This window comes from Nonomuraea sp. NPDC001699 (genome assembly GCF_053596455.1).
The window spans coordinates 464,786-487,542 of the sequence record NZ_JBSFGF010000002.1 but is presented as its reverse complement, the minus strand read 5'-3'; the positions used below and the strand labels follow the sequence as shown (position 1 = coordinate 487,542).

General features: G+C 71.3%; 21 protein-coding genes. 11 read left to right on the top strand and 10 right to left on the bottom strand.

Annotation, left to right across the window (positions count from 1 at the left end; all coding sequences use genetic code 11):
- Positions 1 to 82: 82 nt before the first annotated feature.
- Positions 83 to 1,510, bottom strand: a complete 1,428-nt coding sequence (locus ACWCSU_RS07730; protein WP_364090029.1) for an FAD-dependent monooxygenase — start codon at positions 1,508 to 1,510, stop codon at positions 83 to 85.
- Positions 1,511 to 1,602: 92 nt separating this feature from the next.
- Between ACWCSU_RS07730 and ACWCSU_RS07725 the strand changes: the two genes are divergently transcribed.
- The gene (locus ACWCSU_RS07725) at positions 1,603 to 1,896 is read left to right on the top strand and encodes an ArsR/SmtB family transcription factor (protein WP_357698054.1); all 294 of its coding nucleotides are present in this window, start codon (positions 1,603 to 1,605) and stop codon (positions 1,894 to 1,896) included.
- A 10-nt stretch (positions 1,897 to 1,906) separates the two neighbouring features.
- Here the strand turns inward: ACWCSU_RS07725 and ACWCSU_RS07720 are convergent, their stop codons facing one another.
- Entirely contained in the window at positions 1,907 to 3,280 is a 1,374-nt protein-coding gene (locus ACWCSU_RS07720) for an LCP family protein (protein WP_449934301.1), read from the bottom strand.
- Between the two features lie 331 nt (positions 3,281 to 3,611).
- Here ACWCSU_RS07720 and ACWCSU_RS07715 point away from each other — a divergent pair, with 331 nt between their 5' ends.
- The 4 genes from ACWCSU_RS07715 to ACWCSU_RS07700 all read left to right on the top strand — a co-directional run bounded on the left by ACWCSU_RS07715 (position 3,612) and on the right by ACWCSU_RS07700 (position 8,131).
- Positions 3,612 to 4,340 (top strand): hypothetical protein, encoded by a 729-nt coding sequence (locus ACWCSU_RS07715; protein WP_449934299.1) that lies wholly within the window; start codon positions 3,612 to 3,614, stop codon positions 4,338 to 4,340.
- Between the two features lie 62 nt (positions 4,341 to 4,402).
- The gene (locus ACWCSU_RS07710) at positions 4,403 to 5,566 is read left to right on the top strand and encodes a thiolase family protein (RefSeq protein ID WP_397037318.1); all 1,164 of its coding nucleotides are present in this window, start codon (positions 4,403 to 4,405) and stop codon (positions 5,564 to 5,566) included.
- A complete protein-coding gene (locus ACWCSU_RS07705) occupies positions 5,563 to 7,650 on the top strand; it encodes a 3-hydroxyacyl-CoA dehydrogenase NAD-binding domain-containing protein (protein WP_449934297.1) in 2,088 nt (695 codons plus the stop codon). Before ACWCSU_RS07710 ends, ACWCSU_RS07705 begins: the two co-directional genes overlap by 4 nt.
- An 88-nt stretch (positions 7,651 to 7,738) precedes the next feature.
- Entirely contained in the window at positions 7,739 to 8,131 is a 393-nt protein-coding gene (locus tag ACWCSU_RS07700; protein ID WP_357698045.1) for an SSI family serine proteinase inhibitor, read from the top strand.
- Between the two features lie 40 nt (positions 8,132 to 8,171).
- Here the strand turns inward: ACWCSU_RS07700 and ACWCSU_RS07695 are convergent, their stop codons facing one another.
- Positions 8,172 to 9,638 carry an amino acid permease gene (locus ACWCSU_RS07695; protein ID WP_357698043.1) on the bottom strand — a complete coding sequence of 489 codons (1,467 nt, stop codon included), beginning with the start codon at positions 9,636 to 9,638 and terminating at the stop codon, positions 8,172 to 8,174.
- Between the two features lie 90 nt (positions 9,639 to 9,728).
- Here ACWCSU_RS07695 and ACWCSU_RS07690 point away from each other — a divergent pair, with 90 nt between their 5' ends.
- A complete protein-coding gene (locus ACWCSU_RS07690; protein ID WP_449934294.1) occupies positions 9,729 to 10,367 on the top strand; it encodes a DedA family protein in 639 nt (212 codons plus the stop codon).
- Here the strand turns inward: ACWCSU_RS07690 and dxs are convergent.
- On the bottom strand, positions 10,312 to 12,204 hold the full coding sequence (gene dxs, locus ACWCSU_RS07685) for a 1-deoxy-D-xylulose-5-phosphate synthase (RefSeq protein ID WP_449934292.1): 1,893 nt from the start codon (positions 12,202 to 12,204) through the stop codon (positions 10,312 to 10,314). The genes ACWCSU_RS07690 and dxs overlap by 56 nt on opposite strands.
- Before the next feature lie 140 nt (positions 12,205 to 12,344).
- On the opposite strand from dxs, the gene ACWCSU_RS07680 reads away from it, so the two are divergent.
- Genes ACWCSU_RS07680 through ACWCSU_RS07670 form a run of 3 tightly spaced genes read left to right on the top strand, consistent with a single transcriptional unit; the run spans position 12,345 to position 14,894 of the window.
- The gene (locus tag ACWCSU_RS07680) at positions 12,345 to 13,241 is read left to right on the top strand and encodes a neutral zinc metallopeptidase (RefSeq protein WP_357698039.1); all 897 of its coding nucleotides are present in this window, start codon (positions 12,345 to 12,347) and stop codon (positions 13,239 to 13,241) included.
- A gap of 54 nt (positions 13,242 to 13,295) precedes the next feature.
- Positions 13,296 to 14,108, top strand: a complete 813-nt coding sequence (locus ACWCSU_RS07675; RefSeq protein WP_357698037.1) for a neutral zinc metallopeptidase — start codon at positions 13,296 to 13,298, stop codon at positions 14,106 to 14,108.
- A 36-nt stretch (positions 14,109 to 14,144) separates the two neighbouring features.
- Complete coding sequence (locus ACWCSU_RS07670) at positions 14,145 to 14,894, top strand: neutral zinc metallopeptidase (RefSeq protein ID WP_449934289.1); 750 nt, start codon at positions 14,145 to 14,147, stop codon at positions 14,892 to 14,894.
- Here the strand turns inward: ACWCSU_RS07670 and ACWCSU_RS07665 are convergent.
- The 5 genes from ACWCSU_RS07665 to ACWCSU_RS07645 form a co-directional block, all read right to left on the bottom strand.
- Positions 14,891 to 16,096 carry an ROK family transcriptional regulator gene (locus ACWCSU_RS07665; protein ID WP_364090053.1) on the bottom strand — a complete coding sequence of 402 codons (1,206 nt, stop codon included), beginning with the start codon at positions 16,094 to 16,096 and terminating at the stop codon, positions 14,891 to 14,893. The two genes, ACWCSU_RS07670 and ACWCSU_RS07665, sit on opposite strands and share 4 nt — an antisense overlap.
- 35 nt (positions 16,097 to 16,131) lie before the next feature.
- Complete coding sequence (locus tag ACWCSU_RS07660) at positions 16,132 to 17,394, bottom strand: sugar ABC transporter permease (RefSeq protein WP_357698031.1); 1,263 nt, start codon at positions 17,392 to 17,394, stop codon at positions 16,132 to 16,134.
- The gene (locus tag ACWCSU_RS07655) at positions 17,391 to 18,155 is read right to left on the bottom strand and encodes an ATP-binding cassette domain-containing protein (protein WP_357698030.1); all 765 of its coding nucleotides are present in this window, start codon (positions 18,153 to 18,155) and stop codon (positions 17,391 to 17,393) included. The genes ACWCSU_RS07660 and ACWCSU_RS07655 overlap by 4 nt, the downstream gene beginning before the upstream one ends.
- Before the next feature lie 60 nt (positions 18,156 to 18,215).
- The gene (locus ACWCSU_RS07650; RefSeq protein WP_357698028.1) at positions 18,216 to 19,334 is read right to left on the bottom strand and encodes a sugar ABC transporter substrate-binding protein; all 1,119 of its coding nucleotides are present in this window, start codon (positions 19,332 to 19,334) and stop codon (positions 18,216 to 18,218) included.
- 344 nt (positions 19,335 to 19,678) lie between these two features.
- Entirely contained in the window at positions 19,679 to 20,728 is a 1,050-nt protein-coding gene (locus ACWCSU_RS07645) for an aldo/keto reductase (RefSeq protein ID WP_357698026.1), read from the bottom strand.
- A gap of 49 nt (positions 20,729 to 20,777) precedes the next feature.
- Between ACWCSU_RS07645 and ACWCSU_RS07640 the strand changes: the two genes are divergently transcribed.
- Both ACWCSU_RS07640 and ACWCSU_RS07635 read left to right on the top strand, forming a co-directional pair.
- The gene (locus tag ACWCSU_RS07640; protein WP_357698024.1) at positions 20,778 to 21,173 is read left to right on the top strand and encodes a MerR family transcriptional regulator; all 396 of its coding nucleotides are present in this window, start codon (positions 20,778 to 20,780) and stop codon (positions 21,171 to 21,173) included.
- A gap of 168 nt (positions 21,174 to 21,341) precedes the next feature.
- Positions 21,342 to 21,656, top strand: coding sequence for a hypothetical protein (locus tag ACWCSU_RS07635; protein ID WP_449934284.1), 315 nt, complete (start codon positions 21,342 to 21,344; stop codon positions 21,654 to 21,656).
- Between the two features lie 60 nt (positions 21,657 to 21,716).
- Here ACWCSU_RS07635 and ACWCSU_RS07630 read toward each other — a convergent pair whose 3' ends face one another.
- Positions 21,717 to 22,757, bottom strand: a complete 1,041-nt coding sequence (locus ACWCSU_RS07630; protein ID WP_449934282.1) for a hypothetical protein — start codon at positions 22,755 to 22,757, stop codon at positions 21,717 to 21,719.

Below are 22,757 nucleotides of genomic sequence, written 5' to 3'. Positions count from 1 at the left end.
TCTCTAGCTTTGAATACGGACCGCGACCTTTCTTAACAGACTTGTCCGGAAATTTCACATGTTTCCCTAAAGTTACTCTCCGTCACACAGGCCCCAGCCACCGGGCCAGCGCCGCCTCCAGCGGACGCCCCGGCACCCCCGACGTCCAGGCCGTATACCCGTCGGGCCGCACGAGCAGCGCCTCGGCGTCGTGCTCCGCGCTCCCCCGTACGATCTCCAGCCGGTCCGCCCACGGGGCGGCCGCCGCCACCAGGTCGTCGCGCCCGGCGAGGTCCAGCAGCAGCGCCCGGCCGCCGCGCAGCAGCTCCACCGTGCGCACGACGCCGTCGGCCGTCTTGACCGGCAGGTCGGGCGCCATCCGCCCGGCCCCGGGCACGCCCACGTCGTAGACCGTGTCGAGCCCGCTGATCATCCCGCTCAGGTACTCGTTGACCTGGTCGAACCGCATCAGCTCGGCGAACAGCTCGCGCAGCGGGTCGACGGCCGGGTCGGGGTCGGCCAGCGCGCTCTGGGCCCGTACGTTCCACAACACCCGCGCCCCGACCGGGTGCCGCTCGGCGTGGTAGCTGTCGAGCAGCCCGGCCGGGGCGTCGCCGCGCACCTCGGCGGCCAGCTTCCAGCCCAGGTTGAACGCGTCCCCCAGGCCGGTGTTGAGCCCTTGGCCGCCCCACGGGAAGTGCACGTGCGCCGCGTCCCCGGCCAGCAGGACGCGGCCCGCGCGGTAGGTCTCGGCCTGCAGGGCGGCGTCGCCGTACCGGGACAGGTTGCGCGCGCCGGCCATCGGGACCGGGACGCCGAGGATGTGCTCGGCCGCCTCCTGGAGCTCCTCCAGGGCGACGGGGGCCTCGCGGTCGGCGTGCGGGGCACGGAAGTCGTAGGTGGTGACGCGACTGTGCCCGGCGGGGTCGAGCCAGACGATGATCCAGCCGCGCGGCGTCCGCGTGTAACCCGGCGGCACCGTGTACGGGTCGAGCAGCCGTACGTCGCCCATGAGCGCGGCGACGCGGGCCCCGGTGCCGGTGAACGGGATGCCGGCGGCCTTGCGCACCACGCTACGCGCGCCGTCGGCGCCGACGACGTACCGGGCGGCCAGCTCGCGGCCGTTCACGGTCAGCACGACGTGGTCGTCCCGCTGCTCCAGGCCGGTGACGTCCTGGCCGCGCCTGATCTCCGCGCCCAGGGCCGCCGCGCGGCGGGCGAACACCTGCTCGGCCCATGCCTGCGGACTGCCCACGATGGTCGGCCCGCCGTCCGACACCGCCCCGAGGTCGAGCCCGAACATGCCGGAGAAGTGGAAGCTCACGCTCCCGTACGTGGTGCGGCCCACCGCCTCCAGCAGCCCGCGCCGGTCGAGGCTCTGGGCGATGCCCGCGTGCAGCGTCCCGGCCTTGGACTGGCCGGTCGGCGCGGGGAGCCGTTCGAGCACGAGCGGACGTACCCCCTGAAGGCCCAGCTCGGCGGCGAGCAACATGCCCACGGGCCCGCCACCCACCACGGCGACATCGAACACGACACCCTCCTCGGACCGATTGAGTACGTAATCTTCGTACATACGAACAATGCCCGTCAAATCATCGTTCGCGTTGTCCGTACAATGGCCGCATGCTGCACCCGTCGCGTGACCAGATCCAGTTGGTGGAGGTGCTCGCCGCGCTCGGCCACCCCGTACGCGCCCAGATCGTGCGCGCGCTGGCCTCGGGGGACGAGCTGTTCTGCGGCGAGGTCGTCGAGGACGTGCCGAAGTCGACGCTGACCGCCCACTGGCGGGTGCTGCGCGAGGCCGGCGTCATCTGCCAGCGCCCGGAGGGCCGCAAGTTGTTCATCCGGCTGCGCCGCGACGACCTCGACGCCCGCTTCCCCGGCCTGGTCGACCTGCTCGTGGCCGAGGACCTTTAGCCCGCCGCCCTCACAGGCAGGGGTTCGTGGTGGAGTCGACCACCTTGTCCTTGAGCGAGCCCGGGATCGGCGACACCACCCGCACGCCGGGCCAGTCGGCCCCGATGACGAGCTGCACGATCGGCCCGTCGGGCATCTGGGCGACCTTGGCCGGGTACGGCTTCGGGTTCACCGGGGCGACCTTGCCCGCCACCGGCGTGCGCTTGTCCTTCGACAGCCGGGCGGCCACCGCGTCCCCGTAGGCGATCCCGTTGTCGGCGTCCTTCTTGGCGTACCGGATCGACGTGGTGGGCACCGGCGCGGCGTTGCCGACCTGGACGACGACGAAGCCCTGGTCGGCCAGCTCGTCGGCCACCTGACCGGCCTTGCCGACCTCCGTCGTGCCGTTGAGCACCTGGACGCGCACCCGCCCGTTCTCGACCTTCGGCTTGGTGGCGGCGGTCGAGGGCGGGCTCACCTCGGTGTCCGAGCGGACGGCCTCGAAGAAGTTGCGGGCGTCCGGCTGCCTGAGCTGCACCCGGTTCTTGTCGGCCGGGTACGCCTCCACGGGCACGGTGATGCCCTTGAGCTCCTTGGCGGTCAGCCCCTTGACGCTGCCCGCGATCTCCACCATCCGTTCCAGCGTGAGCTTGTCGTCCAGGGTGACGGCCTTGGCCCCGGCCCTGAGGAACGCGTTGAGCTTGATGGGGTCGGTGAGCAACCCGCCGTTGGTGATCTTGTCCAGCACCTTGGTGAGGAAGACCTGCTGGCGCTGGATCCGGCCGAGGTCGCTGCCGTCGCCGAGGGCGTAGCGGGTGCGCACGTACGCGAGCGCCTGCTCGCCGCGGACCACGTGCTTGCCCGCGCTGAGCTGGAGCTTGGCCTTGGGGTCGTTGACCGCCTTGGGCAGGCAGATCTCGATGCCGCCGATGGCGTCGACGATGCCCTTGAAGCCGGTGAAGTCCACCTTGGCGATGTGGTTGATCTTGATGTTGGTGAGCGATTCGATCGTCCGGACCGTGCAGTTGATGCCGCCGTCGTTGAAGGCGGAGTTGATCTGGCGCAGGCCGCCCGCCAGCGTCGCGCCGGTGCGGCTCTGGCACTGCGGGATCATGACCATGGTGTCCCGGGGGAAGCTGATCATGGTGGCCTTGTCCCGGTCGGGGGAGATGTGCAGCACCATGATCGTGTCGGTGCGCTCGCCGAGGCCCTGCGACTTCGCGCCGTACTTCTTGTTGTCGCCCTCGCGCGAGTCGGAGCCGACGAGCAGCACGTTGAGCGCGCCGGTCTCGGGCGGCCGCGTCGATCCGGGGTCCACGGCGACGCGCGGGATGTCGCTGTCGATGCTGCGGTAGTACGCGTACCCGCCCAGCGTGACCGCGACCAGTACGAAGGTCAGCACCATGCTCGTCCACGCCAGCGGGGTGATGCGCCGCGTGCGCCCCGGAGGCCGGTCCGGGCGGCGATGGGGACTGCGCTGCGGCCGTTCCGCCACTCTCCGGCCCTCGCTCACGCGCCCCCCTCTACGCGCGCCCGCACAGGACGCACCCCGCGCGCCCCTCGCGGAACGCGGCCCCCTTTGGTGTGACGCGCAGCATACTGACATTCCTCCACTAATACGGAATGTCGCGGATTTCACCCGATGCCAGACTCCTGGGGACGCGTCCGGCGAGGGCTCCATGTGAAGCGCACAAACCCGGGGCGTCACTACGGTCCGTGACGCCATCATGACGTTCATGCTTCTGACCGAGATGGCGCCCCCTCCAGGCGCCGAGGCGTTGACCGGGCTGCGTGCCCGGGCCAGAACCGCCCGCCGAGCCGTCTTCGTCGCGCTCACCGGCTCGATCGCGCTGCTGACCACGGCCCAGGTGCTGGCCGACCGGGCGCCGACCAGAGAGCAGACGTTACCGCTCGCCGTGTTGTCGCTGGCGGTGCTCGCGACCGCGCTGCCCGTCCTGGCGGCCACCCAGCTCGTCTGGGGCGCGCGGGCGCGCGTGGTGCGCCGTCGCGAGCGCGAGCTGTTCGCCGTGCCGCCCTCGGCCCGGCGGCGTCCGCTGAGCCGGCTCGGCATCGCGTGCGGCTGGGCGGTGCTGCTGCTGCTCGGCGGCACCTGTCCCGGCCAGTTCAGGGCGTCCGCCCTGTACGCCTTCGCCGACGCCCTGAGCTGGGCCGTCGAGGCCGCCATGGTGATCGGGTCGGCCGCCGGGGTGTCGTTCCTCATCTGGTGGGCACGGGACGCGCTGGGGATAATGGCGCGCGCCGGCCGTCCGGGAGGATCACCTGGCGATCCGTGGGATCCCGGCCGGGGCGCGCGTCCACGAGGGGGCGCGGCGCTCTGGACGGGCGCGGCCGTGGCGGTCGCCGCCCTGCTCGGAGCCCGCGCCCATCTCTGGGAGCCGCCCATGCCGATCATTTACGCGCTGCTGACCGCCGCCCTCGTCTGCGGGGTGGTTACCGACGAGTAGCATAGGCCGCGGAACCCCATCCAAGAACGAGGAGCGAATCCGTGCCTTCCTCTCGTGACGTCGTGTTCGTCGACGGCGTACGCACGCCCTTCGGCAGGTCAGGGCCGAAGGGACTGTACGCGGAGACCCGCGCCGACGACATGGTCGTCCGCGTCATCCGCGAGCTCATCCGGCGCAACCCCGGTCTGCCTCCCGAGCGCGTGGACGAGGTGGCCATCGCCGCGACGACCCAGATCGGCGACCAGGGCCTGACCATCGGCCGCTCGGCGGCGGTGCTGGCCGGTCTGCCCAAGAGCGTGCCCGGCTACGCGATCGACCGCATGTGCGCGGGCGCGATGACCGCGGTCACCACGGTCGCGGGCGGCATCGCCTTCGGCGCCTACGACGTGGCCATCGCCGGCGGCGTCGAGCACATGGGCCGCCACCCCATGGGCGAGGGCGTGGACCCCAACCCGCGTTTCCTGTCGGAGAAGCTGGTCGACCCGAGCGCGCTGGTCATGGGTATGACCGCCGAGAACCTGCACGACCGCTACCCGTCGATCTCCAAGGAGCGCGCCGACGCCTACGCGGTGCTCTCCCAGGAGAAGGCGGCCAAGGCGTACGCCGACGGCAAGATCCAGCCCGACCTCGTGCCCACCGCGGTCAGGACGGCCGAGAAGGGCTGGGGCCTGGCCGCCGAGGACGAGGCGCCGCGCCCCGGCACCACGATGGAGGCGCTGGGCGCGCTCAAGACGCCCTTCCGCCCGCACGGCAACGTCACCGCGGGCAACTCCTCCGGCATCAACGACGGCGCCACCGGCTGCATCGTGGCCGCCCGCGACGTCGCCGGCGAGCTGGGCCTGACGCCGAAGATGCGCCTGGTCTCCTACGCGTTCGCGGGCGTGGACCCCGAGGTGATGGGCGTGGGCCCGATCCCGTCCACCGAGCGGGCGCTGCGCCTGGCCGGGCTGTCCATCGGCGACATCGGCCTGTTCGAGATCAACGAGGCGTTCGCCGTCCAGGTGCTGGCCTTCCTGGAGCACTTCGGCCTCGCCGACGACGACCAGCGCGTCAACGCCTACGGCGGCGCGATCGCCTTCGGCCACCCGCTGGCCTCCTCGGGCGTACGGCTCATGACGCAGCTCGCCCGCCAGTTCGGCGAGCGGCCCGACGTGCGGTACGGCATCACCACCATGTGCGTCGGCATGGGCATGGGCGGCACTGTGATCTGGGAGAACCTGGCATGAGCGACATCGAGACCTGGCGCGCGCTGCTGAGCGGGCGCAACACCGACGAGGTCGTCACCAAGGCCCTGGTGCGCGACGTGCCGCTGCCCGGCGGGGCGGGCACGATGGCCCTGATCACGCTGGACAACGGCTTCGACCACACCAAGCCCAACACCTTCGGCCCGCACGGCCTGTTCGCGCTGGACGAGGCCCTGTCGGAGATCGCCGCGCGCACCGACCTGGCCGCCGTGGGCGTCACGGGCAAGCCGTTCATCTTCGCCGTCGGCGCCGACCTCAAGGGCGCGGCGGCCGTGGCCTCGCGCGAGGAGGCCCACGCCATCGGCGCGCTGGGCCACCACGTCTTCCGCAGGCTGGGTGAGCTGCCGATCCCGACGTTCGCGTTCGTGAACGGCGCGGCCATGGGCGGCGGCCTGGAGATCGCGCTGCACTGCACGTACCGGACGATCTCCTCCGGTGTGCCCGCGGTGGCGCTGCCCGAGTGCTTCCTCGGCCTGGTGCCCGGCTGGGGCGGCACACAGCTCCTCCCCCGCCTGGTCGGCCCGGCCAAGGCGATCAAGCTGATCATCGAGAACCCGCTGTCGCAGAACCGCATGATCAAGGGCGCGGACGCGTACGAGCTGGGCGTCGCGGACGCGATGTTCGAGCCGGCCGACTTCCTGGAGGAGTCGCTGCGCTGGGCCGCCCGCGTCGTCAAGGGCGAGGTCACCGTCGAGCGGCAGGAGCACGACGGCTGGGAGAAGGCCGTCGCCGACGCGCGCTTCCTGGTCGACATGAAGCTGCGCGGCGCCTCCCCCGCCCCCTACCGGGCGCTCGACCTGATCGAGCTGGCCGCGACGGCCTCGCGCGACGAGGGCTTCGCCGCCGAGACCGAGGCGCTGGCCGACCTGCTGATGGGCGACGAGCTGCGGGCCGGGCTCTACTCCTTCGACCTGGTCCAGCGCCGTGCCAAGCGGCCCGCGGGCGCGCCGGACCGGTCGCTGGCCCGCAAGGTCACCAAGGTCGGGGTCGTGGGCGCCGGGCTGATGGCCTCGCAGATGGCGCTGCTGTTCGCCCGCCGCCTGGAGGTCCCGGTCGTCCTGACCGACCTCGACCAGTCCCGCCTGGACAAGGGCGTCGGGTACGTCCACGCCGAGGTCGACAAGCTGCTGGGCAAGGGCCGCGTCTCGGCCGACCAGGCCAACCGGCTCAAGTCCCTGGTCACCGGCTCGCTGACCAAGGACGCCTTCGCCGACGCCGACTTCGTCATCGAGGCCGTCTTCGAGGACATGGCGGTCAAGAAGCAGGTGTTCGCCGAGGTCGAGGCCGTGGTCTCGGCCGAGTGCGTGCTCGCCACGAACACCTCCTCGCTCTCGCTCACCGAGATGGGCGCCGGGCTGGCCCACCCCGAGCGGCTGGTCGGCTTCCACTTCTTCAACCCCGTCGCCGTGATGCCGCTGCTGGAGATCATCAGGGGCGCCTCGACCGACGACGCCACGCTGGCCACGGCGTTCGCGGTGGGCAAGTCGCTGAGGAAGTCGTCCGTGCTGGTCAAGGACGCTCCGGCGTTCGTGGTCAACCGGCTGCTGACCTGCTTCATGGGCGAGGTCGTGGCCGCCGTGGACGAGGGCACGCCGCTGGAGGTCGCCGAGCACGCGATCGACGGGCTCGGGCTGCCGATGACGCCGTTCGCGCTGCTGCAGCTCGTCGGCCCGGCCGTCGGCCTGCACGTGGCCGAGACGCTGCACGCGGCCTTCCCCGAGCGCTTCGGCGTCTCGGAGAACATGGCCAAGCTGGTCGCCTCGGGCAAGCCCGGCGTCTACCGTCCGGACTTCTCGCTCGACCCGGAGGCGGTGGCCCTGTTCGCCGGCGGCACGTCGCCGTCCACGGCCGAGCAGGTCCGCGAGCGCGTGCTCGGAGCGCTGGCCCGGGAGATCCGGATCATGCTGGACGAGGGCGTCGTCGCCGGTCCGCAGGACATCGACCTGTGCATGATCCTGGGCGCCGGATGGCCGTTCCATCTGGGTGGCATCACGCCTTATCTGGACAGGTCGGGGATCGCCCAGCCTCGGTTCCTTCCGCCCGGCGTGGCCTCGCTGCCCGCGTGATTTTACGGAGACCCGCCCGGCGGGTCTCCGTACGTCATGGCCTTCTTCGCCGTAGCGTACTGTGCCGTCCTACGAACGGAGAGTAACCATGATGCGAGCAGTCGGCACGATCGCTCTGTCCGGAGCCCTCGTGCTGGGCGCGTCGTCGCCCTCCCTGGCGGCGCCGCGCACCCCCAAGGCCGTCCTCAAGGTCACCGTCGCGGTGAAGAACGGTCCCACCAAGGGCGCCTGGCTCAACTGCAGCCCCGACGGCGGCACCCACCCCTCCGCCCACGCCGCCTGCGAGATCCTGCGCAAGGTGAACGGTGACCCGGCCAAGATCAACCTCTCGCCGAAGGCGGCCGCGGCCTGCGGCAAGGAGGTGGAGCCACGTGCCGTCATGATCCTCGGCAAGTGGTACGGCAAGACCGTCCAGTGGGGCAAGGTCTACACCAACGCCTGCACGATGAAGGCGGGCCTCGGGACGCTCCTGGCCGTCTGAGCCGACAGGGGGATGGGCGGCCGGCCCATCCCCCGCCGTCTCACTCGCCGGTCACGGCGGCGCCCCGCCTGCTGTGGCGGTAGCCGTAGGCGAAGTACACGACCACGCCGACGATCATCCAGATGACGAACCTGAGCCAGGTCTCCAGCGGCAGGTTGAGCATCAGGTACAGGCAGGCCAGCACCGACAGGATCGGCAACAGCGGCACCAGCGGCACCCGGAAGCCCCGCTCCAGGTCCGGCCGGGTGCGCCGGAGCACGATCACGCCGATCGAGACCACCATGAACGCGAACAGCGTGCCGATGTTCACCAACTCGGCCAGCTCCCCGAACGACACGAACCCGGCCAGCGCCATGGTCACCAGGCCGACGAGGATGGTGAGCCTGGCGGGCGTGCCGAAGGTGGGGTGGACGACGGCCAGCCGGCGCGGCAGCAGGCCGTCGCGGCACATGGCGAACAGCACCCGGGTCTGCCCGAGCAGCAGCACCAGCACCACGGTCGTCAGACCGGCGATGGCGCCCACGCTGATGATCGTGGCCAGCCAGGGATGGCCGACGGCGGTGAAGGCGTCCGACAGCGGCGCGCTCGTGCTCAGCTGCCGGTACGGCTGCATGCCGACCACGACCAGCGAGACGGCGACGTAGAGGATCGTGCAGACGGCCAGCGAGCCGATGATCCCGCGCGGCACGTCGCGCTGCGGGCGCACGGTCTCCTCGGCGGCGGTGGCCACGATGTCGAAGCCGATGAACGCGAAGAACACGATGGCCGCGGCCGAGAAGATGCCGATCACGCCGAACGCGACGGGCGTGACCCCGAACAGCACCTGGATCAGCGGCGCCTTCAGCCCCTCGACCCGCGGCGTGGTCACCGGCTCGGGGATGAACGGCGTGTAGTTGGCGGCCTTGACGAAGAACAGCCCGGCCACGATGACCAGCAGCACCACCGTGATCTTGGTGATCACCAGGATCAGGTTGACCCGCGAGGAGATCTTGATCCCGGCCACCAGGATCGCGGTGAGGATCAGCACGATGACCACCGCGGGCACGTTGACCACGGGGTCGTCGCCCGCGATGGAGGGCGGCAGGTGGAGGCCGACGGAGTCGAGCATCGAGGCGAAGTAGCCCGACCAGCCGACCGCCACCACGGCCGCGGCCAGCGCCAGCTCCAGGATCAGGTCCCAGCCGATCACCCAGGCGGGGAACTCGCCCAGGGTGGCGAAGGAGAAGGTGTAGGCGGACCCGGCCACGGGGATGGTGGAGGCGAACTCGGCGTAGCACAGGGCCGCCAGCCCGCACACGACGGCCGCCACGACGAACGAGACCGCGACCGCCGGCCCCGCCACCTCCTTGGCGACCTGGCCGGTGAGCACGAAGATCCCCGTGCCGACGATCACGCCGATGCCGAAGACCATCAGGTCCATGGCGGACAGGCGCTTGCGCAGCTGGTGCTCGGGAGTTTCGGTGTCGCGGATCGACTGTTCGACGCTCTTCGTGCGAAAGATGTCCACGATCAGCGATCCTTCCCAGACCCTCCGTGATCATGCGCTCCCGCCGGGCTTCCCGGTGAAGCGCCTCCCTGGGGGTAGCGGACCCGCATCATGTTCGACGATCTGCTGGACACGCTGGCCAGGCAGGACGTGGCGGTGGTGCTGTCATTCGTCCTGGTCTTCCTGACCCTGGACGCCTCGGTCGGGATCGGCCTGATCACGCCGGGCGACGGCCTGCTGCTCGTCGCGGGCGCCACGGCGGGCAGCGTGCCGGAGACTCTGGCGCTGATCGGCACCGGCGTGCTGGCCTGCCTCCTGGGCGCGACGGGCGGCCACTGGCTGGGCCGCCGGTACGGCCCCCGCCTGCGCCAGAGCAGGCTCGGCCGGCGCGTCGGGGAGGAACGCTGGACGCGCGCGGAGCGGATACTCCGGCGCAGCGGCTGGGCGCTGGCGCTGGCCTACTTCCTGCCGATGGTGCACACGCTGACGCCGGCCGTGGCGGGCGCGGTGGGCATGCCCTACCGCAGGTTCATGCCGTGGGCGCTGCTGGGCAGCACGGCGTGGGTGAGCACGTACATCGTGCTGGGGGCGGTGGCCGGGCAGGTGGCGCGGCGGGACGCGGGCCTGCTGCTGCCCGTGGCGGGCGCGGCGGTGGCGGCCGTGCTGGCGATCACCGCCGTGGCCCGCCGGGTGCTCAACGGCGGACGGGCTGCTCCACGCGGGAGGTCCGCCGGGCGACGGCCTCGGTGATCTGACGCGCGAGGTCCTGGCCGGTCAGGCCGATGCGGCCGAGGATCGCCGCCCGCTTGGCGTGGTCGAGGAACTCCTGCGGGATGCCGAAGGTGCGCACCGGGACGTCGACGTCGGCGTCGCGGAGCAGGCGGGCCACGGAGTCGCCCACGCCGCCCACGCGGCCGTTGTCCTCGACCACGGCGACCAGCTTGTGGGCGCCGGCGGCCAGCGTCAGCGCCTCGTCGAGCGGCTTGACCCAGCGCGGGTCGACCACGGTGGCCGAGATGCCCTGCGCGTCGAGCAGGACGGCCGCCTCCATGCACACGTGCGCCATCGGGCCGACGCCCACCAGCAGCACGTCGGGTTCGCCCTCGGCGGCGCGCAGCAGGTCCATCTCGCCCAGGCGGCCCACGGCCTCCAGGGGCTCGGCCACCGGCCCCTTGGGGAAGCGCAGCACGGTCGGCCCGTCGGTGACCTCCACGGCCTCGCGCAGCAGCTCGGTGACGCGGTCGCCGTCGCGCGGCACCGCGATCCGCAGGCCGGGCACGACCTGGAGGATCGACAGGTCCCACATGCCGTTGTGGCTGGCGCCGTCGTCGCCGGTGACGCCGGCCCGGTCGAGGACGACGGTGACCGGGAGCCGGTGCAGGGCGACGTCCATCAGGAGCTGGTCGAAGGCCCGGTTGAGGAAGGTGGCGTAGACGGCCACGACCGGGTGCAGGCCGCCGAGCGCGAGACCGGCGGCGCTGGTCAGCGCGTGCTGCTCGGCGATGCCGACGTCGTAGATGCGGTCGGGGAAGGCGTCGGCGAAGGCGTTGAGGCCGGTGGGGTGGAGCATGGCCGCGGTGATGGCGACCAGGTCCTCGCGCTCCTTGCCGAGCCTGACCAGCTCCTCGCTGAAGACGTTGGTCCAGATGCGGGGCTTGGGCTTCTCGGCGCCGGTGGCGCGGTCGAAGGCGCCGGGCGAGTGGAACTGGTCCTCGTCGTGGTTCTCGGCGGGGGTGTAGCCGCGGCCCTTCTGGGTGAGGGCGTGGACGATGACCGGGCCGCGGAAGGCGCGGGCCTTGCGCAGCGCCGCCTCCATGGCCTGCTCGTCGTGGCCGTCGATCGGGCCGACGTACTTCATGCCGAGGTCCTCGAACATGACCTGCGGGGCCAGGACGTCCTTGACGCCCTTCTTGAAGCCGTGGAGGGCGTCGTAGATGACCGGAACGTTCCCGAGCTTGTCCTTGACGTACTCGAGCATGTCCTCGTAGCGGCGGTTGACGCGCAGCGAGGACAGGTGGGAGGCCAGGCCGCCGATGGTCGGGGAGTAGGAGCGGCCGTTGTCGTTGACCACGATCACGACGGGCAGGTCTTTGATCGCGGCGATGTTGTTGAGCGCCTCCCAGGCCATGCCGCCGGTGAGCGCGCCGTCGCCGATCACCGCGACGACCGTGCGCTCGCGGTCGCCGCGCAGCTTGAACGCCTTGGCCAGGCCGTCGGCGTAGGACAGCGCGGTGGAGGCGTGGGAGTTCTCGACGAAGTCGTGCTCGGACTCGGCCTGGCTCGGGTAGCCCGACAGGCCGCCCTCCTGCTTGAGCGCCTCGAAGCCGGCCGCGCGGCCGGTGAGGAGCTTGTGCACGTACGCCTGGTGGCCGGTGTCCCAGATCACGGGGTCGTGCGGGGAGTCGAAGACGCGGTGGAGGGCGATGGTGAGCTCGACCACCCCCAGGTTCGGGCCCAGGTGGCCGCCGAACCTGGCGCAGGAGTCGACGAGCAGGTCACGGATCTCCCCCGCGAGCCGCGGCAGCTCCTCAACAGCGAGCCGTTTGACGTCGTGCGGTCCCTCTATCGAGCCCAGCAACCCGCTCACGGATGCGACTCCCCTCTGCCTCGTTCGCCGTCTGTTCCTTTTCGACGACGCAGAAGAGTCTAGTTCGCCGACGTCTCACTGACTCCATCGAGTCAAATCCACCCACTTATGTCCGATCTTGACCTAGTCTTTCCGGACATATGAACTCCCTCCCTAAAGGCAGGATCGCGGCCGTCGCCGCCGCCGCCCTCGCCCTCGCCATGGCCGCCGCCTCCCTCGTGCTCGTGCTTTCCGACGTCGCCCCGACCTCGGCCGAGCGTGCGCCGGTCAACCAAGCTCAGAAGATCGCCCTGCCTCCGGCGGGCGCCGCGGCCCGCAGCGGCGGCGCCGCCGCCCCCGGCGGCCAGACGCAGGCCACCGCGAACCGGCTCTACAAGACCGGCAGGCTCGTCGACGTGAACTGCGCGCCGGGCGCCCTGCCCGCGGGCAGCATGATCGCCTACCGCCGCTTCCTCACCCGGGTGACGAACTGCCTGAACAAGGCGTGGGCCACCCAGTTCCGCAAGGCCGGCATGTCGTTCAGCAGGCCGCGGCTGCGGATCATCACCAAGAAGGTGCGCACGCCCTGCGGCGCCTGGAACACCGGCGCGGACGGCGTCTACTGCTCCAGCGACCGCACGATGTACCTGATGATCAGCCGGGACCAGCTCCGCAACCCGTTCCCGCTGGGCATCAGCCGCCTGGTCGCCCACGAGTACGGCCACCACGTCCAGCAGGCCTCCGGCATCTGGAACTACTTCTGGACGGCCAGGTCCGCCGCGGGCAAGGCCGGACGCCTCCAGCTCTCGCGCAGGTCCGAGCTCCAGGCCGAGTGCTTCTCCGCCATCTTCATGAGCACGATGAAGGGCACCGACCTGGTGAACCAGTCCGACTGGGACTACACCGTCCAGTGGTTCTACAAGAACGGCGCCAAGGGCTGGCCGCAGAACGACCACGGCAAGGGCCCGACGCAGGCGGCCTGGATGACCAGGGGCTTCAACCGGGGCGCGCCGGGCGCCTGCAACACGTGGGCGGCGGCTGCACGAAACGTCCAGTGACGTCGGGCGTTTTCCGCTTTACGTAAAACCCCCTCTTTTGTAGTGTGCCTTCCCATGCGTACCCCCCGATTGGCGATCATTGCCGGCGCCCTGGCGAGCGTCTTCGTCGCCGGTACGGCCCACGCGGCCGTGGCCGCCCCGGCAAGCAAGCCGGTCCTGACGAAGAACCCGATCTACAAGACCGGCCGGCTCGCGCTCAGGACGTGCGAGGAGCCGCCGGTCCAGTCCGGGACCGAGGACGAGGCGCGGGTCTACTTCGACGCGGTGCTCGGCTGCCTCGACAAGGCATGGGGCCCGAAGCTCAAGCAGGCGGGCTTCGCCTTCGGCAAGCCGAAGTTCAGGGTGACCACCAAGCTGGGCACCCCGACGGGATGCGGCGGCTTCCCCGAGGGCGCGCAGGCCCTGTACTGCCCGGTCAACAAGACGATGACCCTCCTGCTCAGCCCGGGCGTCGTCGAGCAGCCGTCGGACCCGGTGCTGATGCTGGTCGTGGCCCACGAGTACGGGCACCACGTCCAGAAGCTCACCGGCATGCTCCGGCACAACAAGCGCGGCGAGTACGTCCTGGACAACCCGCGTGACCTGGAGCCGGTCCGCCGTACCGAGCTGCAGGCCGAGTGCTACGCCGGCGTGTTCATGGGCAGCGTCTGGGACTCCCTGGGCCGCAGCCAGAAGGAGTTCGACTCGCTGCTCAAGGGGTCGCACAACGCGTTCGACCTGAGCGCGATCGGTGTGAAGGCGCGTTCCTCGGCCGACCTGACGCACGGCACGGACGCCAACGTCGCGTACTGGCTCAAGCGCGGCTTCACCGGCAGGTCGGCGGGCTCCTGCAACACCTGGGCCGCCTCCAAGGCCAAGGTCCGCTAGCCCGAACCCGCCCAAACTCCTCTAAGATCCGCGATCGTGCGCATTCCCCTCATGGCGCTTGCCATGTGCATGATCGCGGATCTTCTGCTGCCGGCTCCGGCGGCCGCGGCGGGCAGGCCCGCGCAAGGGGGGCTCTCGGCCGCGCCGGTCGTCGCGCGGGAACGTCTGTCGTGCAGGATCCCCGCCATCAGGACGGGCAGCGCCGCCTCGCTCAAAGCCTTCCACCGGGCCATGGCCGGGTGCGCCGACCGCTTCTGGGCCGGCCGGTTCGCGGCCGCGGGCCTGACGTACACCCCGCCCGAGGTCACCGTCACCACGGGACGCGACTCCGTCTGCGGCCGGATCACCACCAACGGCGCGCAGTACTGCCCGGCGCAGCGCACGATCGTCATCCGCATCATGAAGCACGACCTGGACGACCCGTTCCGGATGAACATCGCGCACTCCGTCGCGCACGAGTGGGGACACCACGTCCAGCAGCTCACCGGCGTGCTGGACGCGCAGAACGCCCTGTACTGGCCCGCCTCCACCGGGGCGCGCACCGTGCTCAGCCACCGGCTGGAGATGCAGGCCGAGTGCTACGCCGGCGTCTTCTACAACGCCGCGCTCACCTCGATCAAACCCGACGTCGGCTGGCGCGAATGGCTGGCCGCCGTGCGCCGGGCGGACTACAGCAAGATCCACGGACGCCCGCGCAACCTGGCCTACTGGCAGGACCGCGGCTACCGCGAGGGCTCCACCGCCGCCTGCGGCACCTGGACGGCCGCCAAGGAGCGGGTGCGCTAGGAGCTGACCCTGGCCAGCACTTCCAGCGGGTCGGCCAGCACGTGGGCGAAGGCCAGCTCGGCCGCCCCGACCAGGGTCACGTGGTCGCCGAGCGCCGAGGTGCGCAGCCGTACGTGCTCGCGCTGGGGGGCCATGGCGTGCAGCGCCAGCCGGGTGCGGACCTGCGCCGCCGAGCCGAGGTAGACCTCCCGCAGCATGCCCCCGAAGATGACCATCTCCGGGTTGAAGATGTTGACCAGGTTCGCCACGCCCAGCCCGAGCCAGTCGCCGACCCGGCTCAGCGCCTCCTGGGCGACGATGTCTCCCCGGTCGGCCGCGTCGACCACGGCCCGTACCGCGTCGCGGCCGTGCTGGCCGGGCCCGAAGCGGCCGGCCAGCTCCAGCAGTGCCCGCTCCCCCACCTCGGCCTCCAGGCAGCCGTGCGAGCCGCAGGAGCACTCGCGCCCGCCGGGGTTGACGACCATGTGACCGACCTCGCCGCCATAGCCGTCGAAGCCGCCGAGCAGGTGGCCGCCGGCGATGATGCCGCCGCCGATGCCCACGTCTCCGTGCAGGCAGATGAGGTCGCGCACGCCCACGCCGAGGCCGCGGCTGTGCTCGGCCAGGGCCGCCAGGTTGGCGTCGTTGCCCACGCTGACCGGCAGCCCGAGGCCCAGCCTGCGGCCCAGCTCCTCGCCGAACGGCACGTCGTGGGCCATCAGGTTGGGCCCGAACGTCACCACGCCGTCGCCCTTGCGCACCCCGCCGGACACGGCGGCGGCGGCGCCCACGCACACGGTGTCGTCGCGGGTCTTGCGCCGCATCTGCCGGGCGAACCCCGACAGCACCCCGGTCAGCTCGTCGAGGGCGAACTTGCCGCGCTCGCGGGTGGTCTCCCTGCGGTCGAGGATGACGCCGCCCAGCCCCACCCGGGCCGCCACCAGCCGGTCGGGGCCCACGTCGAACGCGAACACGTAGACGCGCGCCGACTCCGGGCGCACCACCAGCGAGGGCCGGCCGGCCCGGCCGGTCTCGCGCGGCAGCTCCTCCCGAACCAGCCCGGCGGCGGTGAGGTCGGAGGTGAGCGCCATGATGGTGCTGCGGTTGAGCCCCATCTTCGACGTCAGCTCGGCACGCGAGATCGGCCCGCCCAGGTGGACATGGCGAAGCAGCGCGCCGAGATTGTGGCGCCTGATGTCCTCCTGGGACGGTCCGGCACGCATCGTCTGGGGTTCCTTCGGGGGCTGCGGGTCGCTGATCACCTTAGACCAGCAGCAGCCGCCCGCTTGCGCGCCAGGGCGTCGACACCCGCGGCCAGCAGCAGGACGCACCCCGTGACCAGGTACTTCACGCTCGCACCGTAGCCCATCAGGCCCATGCCGTTCTCGATCACGGCCACCACGGCGCCGCCGAGCACCGCGTCGAGCACCCGGCCCTTGCCGCCGAACAGGCTGGTGCCGCCGATGACCGCCGCGCCGACCGCGTACAGCAGCACCGAGCTGCCGCCCGTGTTCGGGTCGACCGAGCTGGCCCTGGAGGCGGCCACGATCCCGCCGACCGCCGCCATCGACGAGCAGATGACGAACGCCGCGATCTTGATGCGGTCGACCGGGATGCCGGCCCGGCGCGCGGCCTCGGTGTTGCCGCCGACGGCGTACAGGTGCCGGCCGAACGCGGTGCGCCGCAGCACGAGCGTCCACACGACCAGCAGCACGACGATGACCGGCACCACGATCGGCACGCCGGTGAGCGAGACCAGCGCGGGGTTGCGGCTGCGCTCCAGGTTGAGCACGTAGACCGCGAGCCCGCCGAACAGCGCCAGCGCGCCCACCCGGGCCGCGATCAGCGACAGCGGGTCGGCGACCAGGCCGCGCGCGGACCGGCTCCTGGCCCGCGCGAGCTGCACGCCCGCGAAGCCCGCCACGCACACCGCGTACAGGATCCAGCCGAGCAGCGGCGACAGGTTCTTGTTGGCGACGGCGACGATCACGCTGTCCCGGACCGAGATGTTCGTGCCCTCGTTGACCAGCACCAGGACCAGGCCCTGGAAAGCCAGGAAGGCGGCGAGCGTGACCACGAACGACGGTATGCCGACCTTGGCCACCAGCGTGCCGAGCACGACGCCGATGAGCACGCCGGTGGCGATGGCGGCCAGCACGCAGACGTACCAGGGCAGGCCGAAGCTCGCGAGCGTGACGGCGAGCACCGCCGCGCAGACCCCGCTGGCGAAGCCGGCCGACAGGTCGATCTCGCCCAGCAGCAGGACGAAGACCAGGCCCATGGCGATGAGCGTGACGTTCGCGCCCTGGGTGAACAGGTTGGCGAAGTTGATCGAGGTGACGAAGGCGGGCCGGGCCAGGGCGAAGACCGTGCAGAGCACGATCAGGCCGAGCACGGCGGGCAGCGCGCCCATGTCGCCGCCGCGCACGCGCTCCCAGTAGGCGCGCACGCTGTGCGCGATCGACGGGGACTGCGCGGCGACGACGATGGCCTCGCCCGGGAGTTCCTTGACCTTGCTCATGGGGTGACCCCGTTCTTGAGGCCGAGTTCGCCGCTGCGGCCGGAGGTGATCAGTTCGACGACCTGGGCGTGCGTCAGGTCGGCGGTCTTGACCTGGGCGGCCATCCTGCCGAGGTAGAGCGCCGCGATCCGGTCGGAGACGGCGAACACGTCGTTCATGTTGTGCGAGATGAGGACGACGGCCAGGCCCGTGTCGGCCAGCCTGCGCACGAGTTCGAGCACCTGGGCCGTCTGGGCCACACCGAGGGCGGCGGTGGGCTCGTCGAGGATGACGACCTTGCTGTTCCACAGCACGGCCTTGGCGATCGCGACGGTCTGCCGCTGGCCGCCGGACAGGCTGGAGACCTGCTGCCTGATGGACTTCACCGTGCGCACGGACAGGCTGCTGAGGGTCTTCTCGGCCAGTTCCTCCATGCTGTCCTCGTCGAGCAGGAAGCCGTTCTTGCGTTCCCTGCCGAGGAACATGTTCTGGACGATGTCGAGGTTGTCGCAGAGCGCCAGGTCCTGGTAGACGATCTCGATGCCGAGCTCGCCCGCGTCCCGGGGGGTGTGGACGGTGACCTGGCGGCCGTCGAACAGGATCTCGCCCGAGTCGATGGGGTAGATGCCGCCGATGCACTTGACCAGCGTCGACTTGCCGGCGCCGTTGTCGCCGACGAGCGCGGTGACCTCGCCGGGGTAGGCGGAGAACTCGACCTCGTGCAGCACCTTCACCGGACCGAAGCTCTTGTCGATCCCGCGCACTTCGAGGAGGGGGGTCATGGGGCTCCCTAAAGAGGGGCGCGGCCTCGCGCCGACGGCATCCGGCCGCGCCCGTCCCTGCTATTGGATTCCGGCCTCAGTGCACTTCTTGGCGAAGTCGGCGGTGCAGAGCTCCTCCTTGGTGACGTAACCGTCGGCCACGACGTCCTTGACGTTGTCGAAGGTGATGGCCTGCGGCTCCAGCAGCTCGGAGGGAACGTCCTGGCTGGTCTCGGGGTCCTTGACGCTGGCGCTCGCCGTGGGCTTCTCGCCCTTGGCCAGCGCGACGGCGAGCTTGGCCCCGGCGTCGGCCTCCTTCTTGACCGCCTTGTAGACCGTCATGCACTGGTCGCCGACGAGGATGTTCTGCAGGCCCTGGACGGTGGCGTCCTGGCCGGTGACCGGCACCTTGCCGTTGAGGTTCTGCTTCTTCAGCACGGTGATGGCGGCGTTGCCGAGGCCGTCGTTGGCGGCCAGCACGCCGGCGATCTTCGGCTGCTGGGTGAGCATCTGCTCGAAGATCGTCCCGGCCTGGGCGTTGTCCCAGTCGGGCACGGCCTGGTCGGGGCCCTTGACGTACTCGCCGGCGTCGAACTTGGGCTTGAGCACGCCGTCGTAGCCGTTCTTGAACAGCGTCGCGTTGTTGTCGGTCGGCGAGCCGTTCAGGTAGGCGACGATGGGCTTGTCGGCCTTCTTGTCGGCCAGGCACTTGCTCAGGCCCTCGCCCTGGAGCGTGCCGACCTTGGTGTTGTCGAAGCTGACGTAGTAGGCGGCGCCGCCGCCCAGGGTCAGGCGGTCGTAGTCGATGGTGGCCACGCCCTGCGACTTGGCCTTCTCGATCACGGCCTTGCCGCTGCCGCTGTCCAGGTTGACGATCATCAGGACGGTGGCCCCGTTGGTGATCATCTGGTCGGCGATGGTCTGGAACGCCGTCTTGTCGTTCTGGGCGTTCTGGATGTCGTACTGGACGCCGGCGGCCTTGAACGCCTCTTCCAGGTACTTGCGGTCCGCCGTCTCCCAGCGCGCCGACGACTTGCTGTCCGGGAGGATGACGCCGATCTTGCCGGCCTTGGCGGGCTGCGCCGCCGTGGCGGAGGAGGTGGCGGTGGTGCCGGTCTGACCGCTGTCGCCCCCGCAGGCGGTGAGACCGAGGGCGAGCGTCGCCGCCGCGGCGGTCAGGCTGAGGATCCCCTTGCGCATGATGCAGGGTCCTTTCTTCCGGAGGGGCCCGGATGAATGTTGTTTGCGGCAACGTATTCCGCCACAGCCTGCTTTGGAAGACCCTTCCGTTCGGGAGTTTGTTGTTTCCGGTAACAATCCAGAAACACGAGGACGCGGTTCCGTGACCGGGAGCGGGCCGGCGCCGCCGGAAGTGACCGACTCCGGGGCGAGCGGCGGCGGGGGAAGTGGCCGGCTCTTGGGCGGCCGGCGGCGGGAAGTGGCCGGCTCTTGGGCGGCCGGAGCTCCGGTCGGGCGGGGTGGCGCGACCGGAGCGGATGCCGGGTGCCGGACCTCGTCGCGCGAGGTCCGGCGGATGTCCGGGGTCAGCTCGCGGCGCGGTCACCCAGGTGGCGGCGGCGCAGCGCGGGGTCGGTCAGGGGCGCGGGGCTCCAGAGGCCGACCGGGTGGTAGACGTTGGTGCCGGGCGGCACGAGCTCGTCGATCCGGTCCATCACGGCGTCGTCGAGCAGCAGCGAGGCGCCCTTCAGCGAACCCTCCAGCTGCTCCATCGTGCGCGGGCCGAGAATGACCGAGGTGACCGCCGGATGCGACGTGACGAAGGCGACGGCCAGGGCCGGCAGGGTGCAGCCGAGCTCGTCCGCCAGCTTGACCAGCTCCTCCACGACCTCCAGCTTGGCCGCGTTGACCGGGATGGAGGGGTCGAACCGTTCGGGCGCCCGCGCCGCGCGCCCCCGGGACAGGTCGACCTGCTGTCCCTTGCGGTAACGTCCGGTCAGGAACCCCCAGCCCAGCGGGCTGTAGGTGAGCACGCCCATGCCGAGCCGCTGCGCCGTGGGCAGCACGTCGCCCTCGATGCCGCGGGCCAGGAGGTTGTACGGCGGCTGCTCGGTGCGGAACCGGTACAGGCCGCGCTGCCGGGCCACGTGGTAGGCCTCGACCGTCTCGTGCGCCGGGAAGGCCGAGCTGCCGAAGGCGCGGATCTTGCCCTGCCGTACCAGGTCGGTGAGTGCGGAGAGGGTTTCTTCGATGTCGGTCCGGTGGTCGGGGCGGTGGATCTGGTAGAGGTCGATCCAGTCGGTGCGCAGCCGCCTGAGACTCGCCTCCACCTCGCGTACGATCCAGCGTCGCGAGTTGCCGCCCCGGTTGGGCCCCTCCCCCATGGGGAAGTGCACCTTGGTGGCCAGCACCACCTCGTCCCGCCTGCCCTGCAACGCCTTGCCCACGATCTCCTCCGACTCGCCCGCCGAGTACATGTCGGCGGTGTCGACGAAGTTGATCCCATGGTCGAGGGCGGCGTGGATGATGCGGATGCTGTCGTCGTGGTCGGGGTTGCCGGCCGCGCCGAACATCATGGTGCCGAGGCAGTGGGCACTGACCTCGATGCCGGTGCCGCCGAGGATGCGATATCTCATATCCCGGAACCGTAGGTTCTAGAGTCGGCTCTAGGTCAAACTGGACAGCATGTCAGGTTTGAGCATTGGCCAGGTCGCCGAGCGCACCGGGCTCAGCGTGCACACGCTCCGGTTCTACGAGCGTGAGGGCCTGCTGGCCCAGCCCGTACAGCGGGGAACGACGGGACGCCGGGTCTACGGCGAGGGTGACGTCGACTGGCTGGGCGTGTGCATCCGGCTACGCGCCTCCGGCATGCCCCTGACCGACATCCGGCGCTACACCGAACTCGTCAGGGCGGGCCGCGGCAACGAGGCGGAACGGCTGGAGGTGCTGCGCGAACATCAGGAACGGGTGCTCGCCCGGATGCGGGAACTCGACGGCTGCCTCAAGCTGATCACCAACAAGGTGGCGGTCTACGAGGGACGCCTGGGCCTGCGGGACGACACCCCGGAATGCACACCTTGATCCGTCACGGAGAGTAATGCCCCGCGGGGGACCACGCCGAGCGACATAGCTGCTCAGGAGGCCACTGCATGATCCACGGCTAGATCGAATGTCACCTTACGGTTACTGTGCGTGACAGATGAGGCGCATGAGGATGGAGGGGCCCTCGAAACGAAAGGAACCCCGCCCATGCGCCACTCTGCTCGCCTGGCCGCCCTGACCCTGGTCCTCGCCTCGACGACCGCGCCGTTCGTCGCGGCAGCCCCCGCCCGGGCCGCGACCGGCCAGGTCGTCGTCTTCCAGGTAGAGGCCCTCCCCCTGGAGATCTACGACGACCCCAGCGGCTGCACGAAGTTGCCCCTCGCCGCCCACGTGCTGAACAACCAGACCGATCAGGCCGTCCGCATCTACGGCGACCCGTTCTGTCTCGGGTCCTCCGTCACGGTCCGGCCCGGCTACGGCAGCCACGTCCCGGCGGGGTCGGGAAGCTTCTCCGTCGCCTAAGCGAGCGCCGAACGGCCCCCGCACCCGCGGGGGCCGTTCCTCGTGCCCGCCGACCGGGCGTCAGCGGCGCGACGTGTACGGAGCCAGCGCCCCGAAGTCGCGGTCCGCGTCCGGCCAGCGACGCCGGAGCGCGGCGGCCCCCCGTCGGCACCACCCGGCCAGCCGGGGCAGGGCCCCCTCGGCGGCACGGGCGGCCGCCTCCAGGGTCGCGACGAGCTGGGCGCGGCTGTCGTCCCCCGCCGGGCGGCCGTCCAGCACGGGCAGCCGGGTCAGCCTGGCCAGCGCGTACGACGCGCACGCCGCCGCCAGCCCCCTCCCGTAGCGCCCGTCGTCCTCGGCCTGCGGGACCCCGGCCGCCAGCGCCCGCCGGTGGATCTCGGCCTCGGCCGCGCCGCCCAGCGACAACCAGCCGGGGCCCGGCACGTACAGGGGGACGGCGTCGTGCAGCGCGTGCGTGAACCCGGCGAACTCGAAGTCGATCAGCCGCGGGTCGGCGTGGCCGTCCGCGCGTACCAGGACGTTGTTGGCCTCGGCGTCGCCGTTGCTGAGCACGAGGAACGGGCCGGGATCGGCCAGTTCGTCCAGGGCCGCGCCGAACTCCCGCTCCACCCCGCCCGGAACCGGCACGTCCGGCACCGACGGCATCCCCGACGCGCGCTGCCGGGCGACCCGCCCGAGCCGGTCGGCGGCCGGATCGACCGGCCCGAGCGCGCTCCGCCGCCGGTAGTACGCCTCCGCGTGCCCCGCGGTGATCGCGCCGAGCTCACCGCGGACGCGCGCGGCGGCGGCCAGCCGGTCGGCGTGCGCCGCTGCGCCGTCGCGGCGCAGCAGCCCGTCGAGCGCGGTCCGCGGCGCGAGGTCCTCCAGCACCAGCCGTCCCGCCGCCAGATCGACGGCCAGCACGCGCGGGGCCAGGCCGGCCCCGAGGTCCTCCGACAGGAACCGGAGGGCGGCCGCCTCCGTGCGCACCCGCCACGCCTCGTCGTGGGCGCCGGAGGCGTGCGGCCCGGTCCATTTGACGATCACGCTCTCGTCGCGGTCGGTACGGCCGCGGGCCACCCGCCACGGTTCCAGCCTGGTCCACTCCACCACGTTGACCAT